The organism is Gardnerella sp. c11Ua_71 (assembly GCF_055818025.1).
Genome location: NZ_JARFVR010000001.1, coordinates 110,048 through 125,086 on the forward strand (window position 1 = coordinate 110,048; position 15,039 = coordinate 125,086).

At 41.5% G+C, this 15,039-nt stretch carries 15 protein-coding genes and 1 riboswitch; of the genes, 2 read left to right on the forward strand and 13 right to left on the reverse strand.

Annotated features, from left to right (window positions below):
* Positions 1–28 precede the first annotated feature (28 nt).
* From P0106_RS00560 to P0106_RS00595, 8 genes are all read right to left on the reverse strand, one after another.
* Complete coding sequence (locus P0106_RS00560) at positions 29–961, reverse strand: RluA family pseudouridine synthase (protein ID WP_473730310.1); 933 nt, start codon at positions 959–961, stop codon at positions 29–31.
* The gene (locus tag P0106_RS00565; protein ID WP_014554707.1) at positions 954–1,448 is read right to left on the reverse strand and encodes a signal peptidase II; all 495 of its coding nucleotides are present in this window, start codon (positions 1,446–1,448) and stop codon (positions 954–956) included. The genes P0106_RS00560 and P0106_RS00565 overlap by 8 nt, the downstream gene beginning before the upstream one ends.
* Positions 1,449–1,496: 48 nt before the next feature.
* Complete coding sequence (locus tag P0106_RS00570; RefSeq protein WP_004112400.1) at positions 1,497–2,813, reverse strand: DivIVA domain-containing protein; 1,317 nt, start codon at positions 2,811–2,813, stop codon at positions 1,497–1,499.
* Between the two features lie 173 nt (positions 2,814–2,986).
* Positions 2,987–3,283: a YggT family protein gene (locus tag P0106_RS00575; RefSeq protein WP_004112397.1), complete on the reverse strand. Its 297-nt coding sequence runs from the start codon at positions 3,281–3,283 to the stop codon at positions 2,987–2,989.
* A 185-nt stretch (positions 3,284–3,468) separates the two neighbouring features.
* Entirely contained in the window at positions 3,469–3,936 is a 468-nt protein-coding gene (locus P0106_RS00580) for a cell division protein SepF (protein WP_004112394.1), read from the reverse strand.
* 24 nt (positions 3,937–3,960) lie between these two features.
* Positions 3,961–5,163: a cell division protein FtsZ gene (gene ftsZ / locus P0106_RS00585; protein WP_004112391.1), complete on the reverse strand. Its 1,203-nt coding sequence runs from the start codon at positions 5,161–5,163 to the stop codon at positions 3,961–3,963.
* A gap of 226 nt (positions 5,164–5,389) precedes the next feature.
* Entirely contained in the window at positions 5,390–6,544 is a 1,155-nt protein-coding gene (gene dusB / locus P0106_RS00590) for a tRNA dihydrouridine synthase DusB (protein WP_102720628.1), read from the reverse strand.
* 69 nt (positions 6,545–6,613) lie between these two features.
* Entirely contained in the window at positions 6,614–8,134 is a 1,521-nt protein-coding gene (locus P0106_RS00595) for a glycine--tRNA ligase (protein WP_473730311.1), read from the reverse strand.
* Positions 8,135–8,304: 170 nt separating this feature from the next.
* On the opposite strand from P0106_RS00595, the gene P0106_RS00600 reads away from it, so the two are divergent.
* Both P0106_RS00600 and P0106_RS00605 read left to right on the forward strand, forming a co-directional pair.
* Complete coding sequence (locus P0106_RS00600; RefSeq protein WP_285064449.1) at positions 8,305–8,679, forward strand: MTH1187 family thiamine-binding protein; 375 nt, start codon at positions 8,305–8,307, stop codon at positions 8,677–8,679.
* A gap of 64 nt (positions 8,680–8,743) precedes the next feature.
* Complete coding sequence (locus P0106_RS00605; RefSeq protein WP_285070413.1) at positions 8,744–9,973, forward strand: M20 family metallopeptidase; 1,230 nt, start codon at positions 8,744–8,746, stop codon at positions 9,971–9,973.
* A 26-nt stretch (positions 9,974–9,999) separates the two neighbouring features.
* On the opposite strand, the gene P0106_RS00610 is transcribed toward P0106_RS00605, so the two are convergent.
* The 5 genes from P0106_RS00610 to recO form a co-directional block, all read right to left on the reverse strand.
* Positions 10,000–10,794: an isoprenyl transferase gene (locus P0106_RS00610; protein ID WP_004112377.1), complete on the reverse strand. Its 795-nt coding sequence runs from the start codon at positions 10,792–10,794 to the stop codon at positions 10,000–10,002.
* A gap of 127 nt (positions 10,795–10,921) precedes the next feature.
* The gene (locus P0106_RS00615; protein WP_473730312.1) at positions 10,922–12,151 is read right to left on the reverse strand and encodes a phosphotransferase enzyme family protein; all 1,230 of its coding nucleotides are present in this window, start codon (positions 12,149–12,151) and stop codon (positions 10,922–10,924) included.
* A 141-nt stretch (positions 12,152–12,292) separates the two neighbouring features.
* On the reverse strand, positions 12,293–13,216 hold the full coding sequence (locus tag P0106_RS00620) for an ABC transporter substrate-binding protein (protein ID WP_009993809.1): 924 nt from the start codon (positions 13,214–13,216) through the stop codon (positions 12,293–12,295).
* 178 nt (positions 13,217–13,394) lie between these two features.
* Positions 13,395–14,015 carry an ECF transporter S component gene (locus tag P0106_RS00625; protein ID WP_004112368.1) on the reverse strand — a complete coding sequence of 207 codons (621 nt, stop codon included), beginning with the start codon at positions 14,013–14,015 and terminating at the stop codon, positions 13,395–13,397.
* Between the two features lie 35 nt (positions 14,016–14,050).
* Positions 14,051–14,153: riboswitch (TPP riboswitch) on the reverse strand.
* A 121-nt stretch (positions 14,154–14,274) separates the two neighbouring features.
* Entirely contained in the window at positions 14,275–15,009 is a 735-nt protein-coding gene (recO, locus tag P0106_RS00630) for a DNA repair protein RecO (RefSeq protein WP_004115648.1), read from the reverse strand.
* Between the last annotated feature and the right edge of the window lie 30 nt (positions 15,010–15,039).

Consider the following 15,039-nt stretch of genomic DNA (forward strand, 5'->3'; position numbering starts at 1 on the left):
TGACCTGTTTTACTAAATAACTCTACTTTTACAATTCTTGTATGGCGTGTAAAGCGTGTTGCAAATCTAACGGATACTTCGATTCAACTTTAATAAGTTCTCCCGTTCGAGGATGCTTAAATTTTAGACTCATTGCATGAAGCCACTGTCTAGAAAGCCCTAATTTTTCACCTAATTGAGGATTTGCGCCATACATAGGATCGCCCACTACCGGATGTCCTATTGACGAAAAATGCACACGAATTTGGTGTGTTCTGCCAGTTTCCAGATTGACTTTCACTAAAGTCGCTCCCTTAAAACGCTCTATAACATCCCAATGCGTAATTGCAGGCTTACCTGATTTAGTTATTGTAAAACGAAAATCTGAAACTTTTGCTCGCCCAATTGGCGCATCAATTGTAGCTTTATTTTGTTTAAGATTTCCTTGGACTAAAGCGTGATATATTTTCTTCACACTATGATTTGCGAACTGTTTTTTCATTTCTTCATACGCAAAATCTGTTTTGCAAACCAGCATTAATCCGCTTGTTCCAACGTCTAATCTGCTTACGATTCCTTTTCTGGATTCATCGCACACGGTTGTTTTTATTTCAACACCGCTTGCCTCTAGACATTCTGGCACTGTTGGACCATCCCAGCCTTTTGCTGAATGCGCTGCAACTCCAACAGGCTTATCTACTACAACAATATCTTCATCATTATAAACTATTGGAATATCGCATATAGTGGATTTGCTAGTTGACTTTTGTTTTTGATCCTCAACTTCCTCTTGATTTATAACAATCACATCCCCATCTTGCAAAGTTGAGGATTTTTGTGATTTTCTATCTAAGATTTTTGCTTTGCCACTATCGATTAGCGATATTGCGTTTGCACGCGATACTCCCATAAGTTTCGACAAACATACGTCGAACCTGCATCCAGCAAATTGACTCGTAACTGTAAAACGAATATCACTCATCAGCGCGCTCTATAAGAGGAATCCCAATCAAAATAAGGCATATAACTGCAATTCCTGCAAACATAAGCTCAATATCTGCAACATTCCCAACGGACCATCCGTAGTTTATAAAATCTACGACTTTTCCGTCCAAAAAGCCTTGAGCATATTGCGCTCTATCAATAAGATTTCCAAAAGCTCCAGCAAAAGCTAAAGCAAGCGCAATAGTCCAATATAAAGATTTTGTGTGCTTAACAACCGCAATCATAGCAGCGCATGCAACGCAAGCTAACACGCTAATAACCCAAGTAAAAGAAGAGCCTAAGCCAAAAGATGCTCCAGGATTCCTAACAAGAGTAAAAGAGAGCAAATGTGGAAGAATATCAATGTTTTTTCCTCCACTAAGCGCTGCTAATGCCCAAACTTTGGTTATGCGGTCTAAAACCACTCCAATAAAAGCAATCAGTGCAAAAACGGCTGCGCGATTACGCAGCCGTTCTACACGCATATCACAATGCGTCAATGTATTTTTCCAATCTAACTGGATTTAGTATAACTACTTTTGATCCTGTTGATCCTGATTTTCCATAGAACTGTAAGTGTTCTCATCGGAAACTTGAGCAACAAGCTGACCAAGGAAGTCAGTCAAGCGAGTACGATACTCAGTTTCAAACTGCTTGAGGCTTTGAATGTTTCCTTCAATAACCTTAGTCTGCTTTTCAAGATTCTCACGCACCTGGCGAGCGTAAGCATCTGCAGCAGTACGAGTAGTGGAATCATAATCCGCTGCTCTATGCTGAACTTCAGACTCATATTGATCAGCCTGATCGTGAGTTTGCTTAGAATAATCATCTGCAGCCTGACGAACCTTACCAGAATAAGCATCTGCCTCGTTGTGAGCGCGAGCAGCATAAGCGTCTGCATCGCTACGAGTACGAACAGAGTAATCATCCGCATCCCCGCGAGTCTGCTTATTGTATTCATCAGCCTCGCTACGAGTACGATTAGAATAATCGTCTGCCTTAGTAACGATCTCGTTATATCGAGCTTGGCTTTCTTCGACTATCTGAGTTGCCTTAGCCTTACCCTTATCTACATACTGATCGTGCAATTGCATTGCAAGAGTCAACATTGCTGTAGCGCGTTCTGGCTCAGAACCGCCCACTTCTGCACCAGCACCTGCAATCTTTTGCAAGCTACCTGTTTCCGTGCTTGGCTCCATCTTAGCAACCTGCTCACGAAGCTGCTCTTCACGTTTATGAGATTCTTCAAGTTGACGAGACAAATCCTGAACCTTTGCATTTTCCTGCTGTGTTACAACAAGCTGTTGACGGACTTCTTCCAATTCGCGACCCAAATTCTCGCTACTTGCTCTAAAGTCATCGCGTTCGCGAGTAACGTTTTCAAGCTCTTCATGAACTTTCTTATCAGCGTCTGCCTTAGCATTATCAGCATTTGCAGCCTGTGCTGTGAGCTGATCTACCTGAGCACCTAAACCATCCAGCTGCTCTTTGAGCTGCTGATTCTGCTCGCTCAATGCACGATTATTTTCTTCAGCTTCCTTAAGCTTTGCTGCAAGATCATTGTCATTCTTGTTCGCGCTGCTGGATGCTTCACGTAAATCATTATTTTCTTTTGTTAAAGATTCAACTTGCTTTGTCAAATCAGAAATCTTATTGTTCAAGCTAGCAACATCGGCGCCAAGAGACTGCGTGGAAGCTCCAAGCCCCTGCACTGCCTGCTGACCAAGCGCTTCTATTGTTTCTGTAACCTGATCCAAAAAGTCATCAACTTCGTCAACATCATAGCCTCCCTTGAATCGAACGATTTGGAAGGTATGCTCGCGAATGTCTTTAGGCGTTAACAGAGCCATAATGCATTACACCTCACTTTTGGGCGCGCAGCCCTTTTGATATATCTATTCGATGCTATCACGTCTATAGAAAAAATTGTGTAAAAAGCGATTATTTTTTTACGAAATCTACCAATATTTTTCTAAATTAATAACTAACGTGTCGCTTCATTAAAAATCGTGATTAATAAGCATCAGTAAAGCATGTTCAAAAACATTTGCAAAACTAGTAACAAAAAGTACACTACCATAAAACTCACGTCTAAACTTATGCTACCTAATCTTGCTGGTGGTATAAATTTTCGCGCAAATCTTAAAAGTGGTTCTGTCATAAAATATATGATTTGAGTGAATTTTTGCAAAATCGCATTTGGTTTAAAAGAACGAAATATAAACGGAATCCAATCTAAAACTGCGCGAATAAACAGTATTACTAGATAAGCGTTTATAAAAATATTCAAAATTAGTATTAAGCGTATTACAAAATTCATTAAGATTTTCCTTTAAATTATTTTCAATAATTTTACACAATAGCTAAGTTAATCGTAAACCAAAATATAAGTACAGAATAAGTATAAATTTAAGGCAGATACCTAAAAGATACCTGCCTTAAATACAAGTTAAGCGTAGCAATCGAATGTTCGGTTGCTTGCGACTAGTCTCATGCTATTTAGCTTTAGGAGAATAAGTCGCGAGCAGATCCGCCATTAGGAGCATCTTCAACTTTTATATTTACTTGAGAAGGGCTTAAAAGAAACACTCTAGGAGTTACTCTTTCGATAGATCCGCGAACACCAAACACAACGCCAGCAGAAAAATCAACTATGCGATATGCAACGGATTCACTAACACCCGTAAGATTCAAGACAACTGGTGTTCCATCCCTTAAAGCTCTTCCAACTAATTGCGCATCCTCATAAGATTTTGGATGAATCGTAGTAATGCGACTCATACGACCTGCATTAGATCGAGTAGAAGCACCATTACCAGATTGTGCAACATCACCATTATGAAGGCTCATAGGAGCAACACTGTGGTCGTTGTCAAACGAAGTATCCTGTGTTTGAGAATCAACGAAATCATCGTCGTCCTGAACATCACTCATGCCTACATAAGACATCATGTTCTTCATAAAACCAGCCATTAAGATGCCCTCCCCTAGTTATGCTTAACGCAGAAAATCAGGAATATCCAGCTCGTCTGGTTCGTCTTGAGGCTTCACTTGAGTAGCCTGTGTTTGATATTGCTTAACTGGATCAACAGAATCAAACATAGAAGAAACAGGTTCCGCGGTTTCAACAGTGTCCACAGGCTTAGAAGGAGCAGTAGTAGTGGAATGAGCTGGAGCCACAGGATCGACTCCTGCCTGCATATCTACGAAAGCACCTGCTTTGCTGTCTTCAGACTTAGGATGAGAATCGAAACCAGCTGCAATAACAGTAACACGAACCTCGTCTCCATAAGAATCGTCCAAAGAAAGACCCCAAATAATCTGCGCTTCTGGATGTATTGCCTTACGAACAAGCTCTGTTGCAGCACTTGCCTCTTGAAGCTTCAAATCACTTGGACCAGCAATATTTATCAAAGCACCATGAGCACCTTCAATGCTTTCTTCAAGCAATGGAGAGCTAATAGCAATTTCTGCAGCTTGCGTAGCTCTGTCTTCACCCTTCGCTGCACCAATACCAAATAGCGCAGTTCCTGCACCGCGAAGAACAGCGGTAACATCAGAGAAATCAACATGAATATAAGAATTCATGGTAATCAAATCTGTAATACCCTGAACGCCTGCAAGCAATGCGGTATCTGCAGTCTTAAAAGCTTCAATAATTCCGATGGTTCGATCTGAAATTTCCAACAAACGATCGTTTGGAATCACAATCAAAGCGTCTACTTCTTTACGAAGATTCTCAATACCAAGTTTTGCTGATGCAGCACGCTGAGGTCCTTCAAAACCGAATGGACGCGTAACTACTGCGATTGTCAAAGCACCTTGCTGGTGTGCAGCGCGGGCAACAATAGGGCTTGCACCCGTACCAGTTCCACCGCCTTCTCCGCAGGTTACGAACACCATATCGGCGCCCTTTAATGCTTCTTCAATGTCAGATTGATGATCTTGAGCAGCTTTAGCGCCTTTTTCTGGGTCAGCACCTGCTCCTAATCCTCGACTCGAAGCGTCAGATAATGAAATCTTCACGTCAGCATCAGAACGCAACAAATCCTTGGCATCAGTGTTAATAGCCACAAATTCTACGTTCTGCAAACCCTCGGTGATCATTCGGTTGACGGCGTTACCACCGGCTCCACCGACGCCGACTACCTTGATTATGGTTTTGTCGTTGAAATTGTCAGTCTGGGCAATCTCGCTCACCGTTGTCTCCTGTCACTCACACGCACGTTTACGCATTACTTTAGCGCAAAACGCTCGATAATGGCGGCGTTTTATGAATAAAAACTGAAAAAATGTCACCGATTCGATAATACACCGTGCTATACGCAAATCATTAATGCGTTTTATTAACAAAAGTTTAAAATATTAAGCAGTAGTTTATATTATGTTTTATATACTCAAAAACCCTAGAAAACACTAGTAAAACCTAGTAACTTGCATCCATTGGATCATCGCCAAACAACTCCTCACGCTCACTGTGAGATGTTATTCGAGAATCCAACCACCCATATGGTAAATGAACTTTTTTTGCAAAACGAACTCGCCCACGCGGCGTGTCTAAAACTTGTTCAGGGAGTTTTAGTGAAGAATCTAACGCATCAATATTACGCTGAACATCCTCAATAGACTCACATTCCATAAAACTCTTACGAGTTCCACCTCCAACAGGGAAACCCTTTAAATACCAAGCAATATGCTTGCGCAAGTCATGAACAGCCATTCGCTCGTCGCCATCATAAAACTCGACTAAAAGCTCAAGATGTCTTAAAATCACCTTGCAAACTTGCCCAAGACTTGGATTAACGCGATCGTTGCTTCCATTGCAAGCAGAACGAATATCAGCAAAAATCCAAGGACGCCCCTGGCATCCGCGGCCAATAGCAACGCCTGCGCATCCTGTTTCTTTAAACATTGCAAGAGCGTCATCCGCACCCCAAATATCGCCATTACCAAAAACAGGAATATCCAAAGCATTTACAAGCTCAGCAATACGGCTCCAATCAGAATGACCACCATAATATTCTGCAGTGGTACGCGCGTGCAAAGTTACAGCAGCACATCCTTCTTCTTGCGCAATATGACCAGCTTGCATAAAAGTCTCGTGATTTTCGTCAATACCAACGCGGAATTTAGCTGTAACAGGAATTCCTGCTGGATCACAAACAGAAACAACACGATGCAAAATCTCTTGAAGCAAATCTGTTTTCCAAGGAAGAGCAGAACCGCCGCCGCGCCTTGTAACTTTAGGAACTGGGCATCCAAAGTTTAAGTCAACGTGATCCGCCATGTTCTCATCAACAACAATTCGAGCAGCAAGCTCTACAATAGAAGGATCTACTCCGTAAAGTTGCAAAGAACGCACTTTTTCGTTAGGCGCAAAACGGCATAAACGCAAGGCTTTAGGATTCCTTGCAACTAATGCGCGAGCTGTAATCATTTCTGCTACGTAAAGCCCGTCCGGACCATATTCGCGGCAAATCACTCTAAAAGGCCAGTTAGTAATACCAGCCATTGGAGATAAAACAACAGGAGTTGCAATATGAATTTTCCCTAAATCTACTGGTTTAATAGAAAAATCCATATTGCTTTAACTCCATTCACTTTAATATATTTTGTTTTTGTTTATTAGCGATTTTTCACTATACGAGTATTAATACAAGCCGCCAGCCTGAGCAATCTTTACAGGCTGCGATTCATCAACACCGTTTTCTTTAGAAACATCCACACCACCGTCTGCAGCGCTAGTACCAACAATCTCTACAGGACCTTGCGGATACTTAACGCGCTTTTCGTTAATGCGGCTTGCTACGTAATCTGCAACCTTGTCTAAGGAAACGCGCTCTTGTTGCATAGTGTCGCGCTCGCGGATCGTTACAGCATGATCTTCCAAAGTATCAAAATCAACTGTTACACACAAAGGAGTACCAATTTCATCCTCACGACGATAGCGGCGACCAATAGCACCAGACTCATCGTAATCAATAACCCAATCGTGCTGGCGCAAATCCGCAGCCAAATCTTGAGCAACAGCCTGCAATTCTGGCTTCTTGCTCAAAGGCAAAACTGCAGCTTTAACAGGAGCCAAGCGAGGGTCAAGTCTAAGAACAGTACGCTTGTCGACTCCGCCCTTAGTGTTTGGAGCTTCGTCAACGTCGTAAGCATCAACCAAGAATGCCATAAGCGAACGCGTAAGGCCAGCAGCAGGCTCAATAACGTAAGGCACATACTTTTCGCCAGTAGCCTGATTGAAGTAGCTCAAGTCCTCGCCAGAATGCTTAGCGTGAGCAGACAAATCGTAGTCGGTACGGTTTGCAATACCTTCAAGCTCTCCCCAGTCAGATCCTTGGAAGCCGAATTTGTATTCAATATCTACAGTGCGCTTGGAATAATGGCTTAACTTCTCTTTAGGATGCTCATACATACGCAAATTTTCAGGCTTTACACCCAAATCAACATACCAATTTACGCGTGTATCAATCCAATATTGATGCCAAGCTTCGTCTGTTCCAGGCTCTACGAAGAACTCCATTTCCATTTGCTCAAACTCGCGAGTGCGGAAGATGAAGTTTCCAGGAGTGATTTCATTACGGAAAGACTTACCAATATTCGCAATGCCAAATGGTGGCTTTTGGCGTGTAGCAGTCATAACGTTCTTAAAGTCAACAAAAATGCCTTGAGCTGTTTCTGGGCGCAAGTAGTGCAAGCTGTTTTCGTCTTCAACTGGTCCTAAATGCGTGCGAAGCATCATGTTGAAATCGCGAGGCTCCGTCCAGTTTCCGCGAGTGCCGCAATCTGGGCAAGCAATGTCTTTCAAGCCATTTTCTGGCATTTTGTCGCCGTGCTTTTCGGCATAGGATTCTTCGAGCTTATCTGCACGATGACGCTTATGGCAATTCAAGCACTCAATCAAAGGATCATTGAACACAGAAACGTGACCAGACGCAACCCAAACTTGGGAAGGCAAAATAACAGAAGTATCCACTCCAACAACATCGCCACGCGTAGTGACCATATAACGCCACCATTCGCGCTTAATATTGTCTTTTAACGCAACGCCCAAAGGACCATAATCCCAAGCAGAACGCGTACCACCATAAATCTCGCCAGCTGGGAACACAAATCCTCGACGCTTAGCCAAGGATACGACTTCATCAAGCTTTGAAACAGCCACAATACACCTTTTTCGTAAATCTAGAAAATTTGGGTGAAAACGGTGTTTATTATAGAAAAACCCTGTGACGCTAAAGCAACATATATAAGCATCATATATAAGCTAAACGAATACAATAAAGTATAAGCATAATTTTGCAACACATATTTTTCACTTTGAGAGGATTTAAAATGAGCGAAAACACTGATAACAATACTTGCGATACTTGCAATAACAAGAATTGCCACAAAACTAATACAGTTGCAGCATTGTGCATTGCTCCTAGCGGAGTTGGCGAAGAACTTAGCGAATATGTAGCAGATTGCGTTAAAGTGATTCGTGATTCTGGCTTAAAAAACGAAACGAACGCAATGTTTACAAATATCGAAGGCGAATTCGACGATGTTATGCGCGTTGTAAAAGACGCAACTATGGTTCTTGTTGAAAAAGGCTATCGCACAGGCGTTATTTTAAAGTTAGACATTCGCCCTGGTTTTAGCGATCAAATCGACGCAAAAGCTGCTCTTGTAGACAAGATTCTTGAAGAACGAGATAAAGAAAAATAAAACTAAAATCAAATAATCTCAAAACTCAACAAAGTTATAATAAAGCAAAAGAAAGCAGGAATTTATGCTGCAACTTACGGCAGTTCAGAAAATATTATCCGATTTAGGTGAAACCCAATCAGAACGAGAAAGACAATACAAATATTTTCATCAACATCCTGAACTGTCAATGAAAGAAGATCATACAGCTCAAACAATTATTGATATTCTTAGCAAAGCTGGGATTGAAACAAAGCGAGTTGGAAAAACAGGCGTTGTGGCAGAGATTAAAAACGGCGAAGGTTCTGTTGTCGCTATGAGAGCGGATATCGATGCGCTTCCAATTAAAGAAAATTCAGGAAAAGACTACGCTTCAACAGTTACAACACAAGATGAAAATGGTAAAACAGTTGGAGTTTCACACGCTTGCGGTCACGATTTTCATATTGCAAGTTTACTTGGAGCTTTACAAGCTTTTAACAATCATAAAGAAGCATGGCATGGAACCTACATTGGAGTGTTTCAACAAGGAGAAGAAACAGCTCAAGGCGCAAAAAGCTTGGTAGAAAATGGCATTACACGCATTATTCCAAAGCCAGATGTTTATCTTGGTCAGCATGTTCTTGCAGCAATTCCTGCAGGAACAGTTGGTATTAAATCAGGAGCATTTTTAACTACCGCATCTTCAATTCGCGTACACATTTTTGGTAAAGGATCTCATGGATCTATGCCAGAATTAAGCGTTGACCCTGTGGTTTTAGCTTCGTCTATTGTGTTGAAATTGCAAACGATTGTGTCTCGTGAAGTAGATGCTAAAGATTACGCAATAGTTACAGTCGGCGCAATAAACGCTGGAAGTAAGTCGAATATTATTCCTGATGATGCCGAGCTTTTAATTAACACAAGAACTTATAGCGAAGATACTCAAAAATTTGTTCACTCTGCCATTGAGCGAATTGTGCGCGGAGAGTGCAATCTAGCACGATGCCCAAAGGAACCAGAATTTACATACTATGACCGCTATCCATTAACCAATAATGACGAAGCATCAGTTTATCGCGTGCGCAAAGCTTTCGACGAATATTTTGGTGAAAATTCTGTACAAATCAGCAAACAGTCTGCTTCTGAAGATTTTTCTATTGTTGCAAATGCTTTCAATACACCTTACGCATACTGGGGATTAGGTGGATTTGAAGACATGAAAAATGCTCCAGGAAACCACAATCCAGCTTTTGCTCCAGATTTGCAACCAACTCTAAATCGTGGACTTGAATCAGCTGTTGTTGCAGCTTGCGCATGGCTAGCTTGCGACTAATAAATTAATTCTACTAACAGATAAGTTTAAGCGTTTTTTACGCCACCAAATCTGCGGTCGCGATGCGCATAACGGTCAATTGACCTCCACAGCGCTTCGCGACCATAATCTGGGAAAAGTTCTGGCACAAAATCAAGCTCAGCATAAGACGCTTGCCAAGGCAGAAAGTTGCTAGTGCGCTGCTCTCCCGAAGTGCGAATCACAAGATCGCAATCTGGAATATCTGGGTTATACAAGTGTTCCGCAATCATCTTCTCACTAATGCGATCGCCCTTAATTTTGCCGCTTTTAACTTCCCTAGCAATTGCCGCGCAAGCGTCTGCGATTTCCGCGCGACCACCATAGTTTAAGCAAAAAACAACGTCAATCGTAGTGTTATTTTTCGTTATCTCTTGAGCTTTTTCCAACTCGTCAATAACAGACTTCCACAATTTTGGCCGTCTTCCGGCCCAGCGCACGCGCACTCCCCACTCGTTCATTTGCGCAACTCTGCGGTGAATAATATCTCTAGAAAATCCCATCAAAAAATGCACTTCTTGAGGAGATCTTTTCCAATTTTCCGTAGAAAACGTGTACAAGCTCAAATAGCGAACACCTGCTTCTATGGCTCCTGCAATAGTGTCGAAAACCACTGGCTCCGCCGCTTTATGCCCTTCGGTGCGAATCATTCCGCGCTCTTTAGCCCATCTGCCATTGCCGTCCATAATCACGCCTACATGTCGAGGAACTTTACCTTTAGGAAAATCTGGCACGCGGCTAGGATCACTAAATGGAGCTGCTGGAATATTTAACGAAGTGTAGTCAACGTTTTCAAAACTCATAGTTAAAATCTAACAACCCCATTGAACGAATACTTAAACCCGTTTTGCAAATCTCAATAAAAGCCTGCAATATCCGCTAAAAAATCCGTTATAAAAGCACACTAAAATCCGCCAAAATCCTCTATATTTATATTTCTCGCAAAATCTCTATTAAAGCGTTTAAATATTGCTCTCCGTAACTAGATTTATACCATCTAGCGTGCTCTAAGAACCCAGTATCGTAGCCCCAAATTTTAAAGTCGTAAGATCCATTTGACTTTAAATAATAGTCTACAAATTCTACGCATTGCTCAATTTGACTTACGCTAAGAATAAGCGGAAGCAACTCTTTTTCAACATCTGTTAATGGTCGAACGATAGCATATCCTTGCAAAATTGACTTAACTAAGTCTGTTCTAAATGAATCTTTTTTGCCATTCGCAATATCTACCCACTGAATTGTGTTGCGTTCCAAAGTCATTGCTAAATCGTAGATTGCTGTGTTTCTATACGCCATTCCAAAGTCAAATACTGCGCTTGGAGCACTACCTTCCCACATAAAATTAGATATATGCGGATCTCCATGAGTCCACTGCTTTCTTAGATTCGCGTACCCCAAATCGTAAATTTTTTTGCATGTTGGAGCAAATTCGCTTAAATCTTTTACAAAATCACGATTCTGTTCTTTTAAGAATTTCGCTAAATCGGGCCTATTTTTTAACCAAACTTCGGCATCACTTTGCACGTCTTCGCTTGCACAAAGACTAAATCTTGATTGAAAAGCGTTGATTTCCTTAGGATTTGGCTCGTCAAAACTTTGTGAAGCTAAGGCGATTTTTGCCATCATCGCTCCAAGATTTTTGGATTCTTCGCACGTTTTAGGCGGATCCCAAGTGTACGCGTCTTTGTATCGGTCTTCTCCACTAGCTTTTAAAGTAACTTCGTAAGCGCAATCGCCTATTACAAGAAGAGTTCCGTCTACGCAAATATCGTCTATTTGAACATTTTTTCCTAATAATTCTGATAATGAAGTCTCGCTATTTTTATTAAAATACAAGTATTTTGGCGTGCTTATTTTGTTTTGTAAAAGATGCTCAGCAAAACGATGATACGGTCTAATTGTGCTAGCTTGCCTCACTTTTGTGCTGCATCTTTTAATATAAACGTCCAAACTTTTAGATTGCTTTGATGCATTATCTTTGTAATGCGCGCGAAGCAATGAACCTGCAGCCATCGGGCGCAAACTATGGCTTAAAACGCAATCTACTTCTAGCGACTCCTCTAAAAGCGAGCACACAGTATTTGCCTCATCTAAATCAACATTTGCCCATCTTTGAGCAACAATATCTAGTTGAGGGTCGTTGCTTTCGTTTTCCATATTCGCTCCAATTTACAGATATTTGGCTACAGGCTCATTGATTTTCGCGCATTTTTTTGCAGAATTATTTGACGCCAACTAGCTCATGTGCGGCTGCTGGCGACTTTGCTTATGCAAAACTAACTATTGCAAAACTAACGACTATTCTGGCAAATACTCGTTTGTTACGCACCCGTTTTCTAAACTTTTTAGCGCGCAATCAAGAGGCACGCTTAAGTGGCCATTTTCACCCATCCAACGAGTGTAGTTTTCCACCAAAGCCATGTCTGCCGTGCCCCAACGACCATTCTTGTCGTACCAAGACGGAATCACTTCGTCTAGCGAGGCACGCAAAGCCTCTGGGCTAATATGGCAAAGCGCATTCTGCAAAGCATCAACACCAGCCTGAGGGTCTTTTCCTGCCATCTCATAGCCCTTAACTGTTGCGCTTGCAAAGTTACGTATTAATTGCGGATTTCGCTCAATCATCTCTTGGCGAGCGCAAACATAGTAAGAATGATGCGGCGCTACGCCAATAGAATCGAATGGAAGAACAACAACTTGATCAAATGGAAGCGAACCCTGATATGGCTCCCACCAAGCTACGTTAATAAAAGCATCGCACATTCCGCGTTCTACTGCTCTAATGTCTGGCTCCCATGGGCCTGGGTCAATTGTAATCAGCTTGCTAAAATCGCCGCCGTCGGCAGCAACCGCCTGCTGAAGCTCCGTGTATAGGCGCTTAACGCCCATAGGAATTACTACGCGCTTTCCTTCTAGATCTTTAAATCGCGTAATGCCCGTGTTTTTATTTGTTATGATTCCACCAATTTGCGATTGATTCATTACAGCAAACGACGTTAGCCTGTTTGCACCATTTTGATGAGCCAAAAGTTGATTTAAACGAACAAGAGCTATATCTACTTCTCCACGCTCCAAACATGCTGGAACATCGCCGCGCTCTGTATCTGTGCTTGTAAACTCTACATCTAATCCGTATTGTGCATACAATCCGCGCTTTCTTGCAAGATACATACCTGCGTGATTCGTCCATGGATGCACATATTCAAGACGTACTCTTAGCATATTAACTCCTTTGTTTTATAGTGATTTGTGATTTTATTATTTGTGATTTTATTTTGACTTTTATTTGCAACTTAACTTGCGATTTAACTTGCGACTTTACAAAAATGGGCGAGGTAATTAATCCCCGCCCACAAATCAAATTTATAAGTTGATTTTACTTGTAATCTTACCCGTAAAATCAGGCGCGCACTTCTTTGCCAGAAGCAAAGCGGCTCAATGCGCCAGTGGCAGCAATACCCTTATACAAGTACCACATCAAAACGCCACCGATTACAGCACCAGAAATCATGCTGCAAATAGTGTGAATCACCATGAATGAACCAAAGATTGGAACACCTGCATAGTAGAACGGGTAGGTTGAAACGATTCCACCCAAACCAGCTAATGCGCCAGAAAGTGCGCTTAAGCCAACATTCCACTTGCGATACATGAAGAACAAGAATGCAAATTCAGCGAACAAGCCCTGAACAAATCCAGGAAGAACGGTACCGATACCACCCCAGTGGCTTCCAACAGTCAACTCAACCATTGCAGCAATAAACTCACCGAACAATGCTGCACCTGGCTTGCGAACCATAATAGCAGCCAAAGGACCAGCAAAATAGAACAAACCGTAGTACAATGCGCTGACTCCTGGAACTGGAATAAGCTTAAGAGCAGCAGAAATAGGCTCGCTAATCAAACCGATACCCCAGAAGATAATACCAGAAGCTACAGCTACAACAACCGTGAGCGTAATATCAGCTACATTCCATCGCAAAGATGGACGCACGGTTTCTTCTTCAACAGATGCACCCATTAGGGTCTCCTTTCATTATCAGTTATCAAACAAAGGCGACCCTGCAGAAAACTCCGTACGTCGGCATTAACCGAATCACGTTAAACGGTTAGACAGTAATCTTCTCAGCTCTTTGAAAGAGCACCCGTGTCTGATATCAATCATTATTGCATCAGACAGCGAGGACAATTATTATAAAATTCAAACAAAAAATTAACAAAAACGCTCACTAAAACGTTCACAAAAACGTTAAATAAGACGCTAAAAAAGCTATATTAAATCACATATTATTTTCTAATAAATGCATTGATTTAATTGGACGCTCAAGATAATATTCACACCACTGCTCAACGCATCTATACGTTAAATAATCAATATCTGTTCCGTCTATATTCTTCCAATCGCCATTAATCAAAGAAATCATTTGAAAACGTGCTAAATCATTACACTTAATTGACTGCAAATCATGATCTTTAGAACACATAACTCCTCCAGAACAAGAGGAAAAATATGATAAATCATCTTTAGTTGCACAAACTACGCATTCATTAAGCATAGGAGACCAGCCGGCTAGTTTTAACGCTCTTAAAACATATGAGAATCCAATTGAATCAGCACTATGCAATCCCCTAGAAAGAGCAGATAAGGCTGCAACTAGCAGATTGTATTGCATACAAGAATCCTGATACTGTGCAGAAGACGAAACCAAATCATCTGCGATTTCAGCAATCATGCTAGCACGACTATACAAATCATAATCAGCACAAATGCTCTCAGCATAAGCAGAAACTAAAACTGCTTGAGAAACAACATCAAAAGTTCTTCCAGTAGCAAAAAGTGCATTCACACGCATAAAAGGTTCTAAACGCGCCCCAAAACGAGATTTTATTTTCCTAACACCTTTTGCAACAGCACGAATCTTACCATGCTTTTTAGTAAGCATAACTACAATTCTATCCGCTTCTCCTAAAGGAAAAGTCTTAAGAACTACAGCCTCATCGTTATACAACGGCATGAAAATCAAAAACTCTTAATCTGCTAATCC